The organism is Alteromonas sp. AWJ4_199, assembly GCF_056159165.1.
Genome location: NZ_JBSWUR010000006.1, coordinates 1 through 864 on the forward strand (window position 1 = coordinate 1; position 864 = coordinate 864).

Below are 864 nucleotides of genomic sequence, written 5' to 3' on the forward strand. Positions count from 1 at the left end.
CGTCGCATCAAACTAAGTAAACCCCGATTCTTACGTCCTTCAGGGTGGTGTTGCTGCCACGCTTTTAAGAAGTGATGGTTTATCAAGCGCACCACATGAAAACGGTCAGCGACTATCGTAGCATTAGGGAAATAGCGTTTGGCAATACCACGATAGGTTTCCGATAAGTCCATCGCGATGAGCTTAACGTTCTCTTTATTGGGAAGGTGGCGTAAGTACGAGCGTAAACTTAATTCAGAACGTCCCAGTTTTACATCAAACACACTACGATGTCGTAAATCTACAAACGTCGTCGCATAACCCTTCTTACGGGTAAAAAAGTGTTCATCTATCCCCAGCATCTCTGGGCAGGGGCGACTGATAATCTCTTTATATTTTTGGCTGATGTGTGATTGGTACCAACGCTCTACCGTAGTGGGACTAATGCGATGTGTGCGTGAGATACCACGCTGCGTAACACCACCGTGGTGCGCTTCAAAGACTTCTAAGCGAAAGCACTCCGACGCCCGATAGCGTGGCCGGATCCCAACAAAAGGGTGCCTGAAATAACGACCACAGCATCGACAGTGATACTTAGGTACCTTTAAATGTAGTGTTAGCACCTGATTACCTTGGCGCGTGTGCTTCACAGTACGCTTATGTGTGGCTTTTATGCGTAAATGTCGACTCTCACAATGTTTGCATAGCGGCTTTTTAGTGGGCTTTGCCCACACTTCAATAAAATCATGTCGATGAACACGTTCTATTTCTAACTCACTTATGCCTAAAATAGTACCTGCGTGGGACATCTGTACTCTCCATTAAATGATTCTTCGCAAAATCAGTTTAATGAATGCGGATGTCCCCCGTTAATGATGAAGAGCC

The 864-nt window shown here is 45.6% G+C and carries 1 protein-coding gene; it reads right to left on the reverse strand.

Going from position 1 to position 864, the window contains the following annotated elements:
• Nucleotides 1-788, reverse strand: a 788-nt coding sequence (locus ACXAER_RS19560; protein ID WP_474832223.1) for a transposase, incomplete at its 3' end; no start/stop codon positions are given.
• Nucleotides 789-864 lie beyond the last annotated feature (76 nt).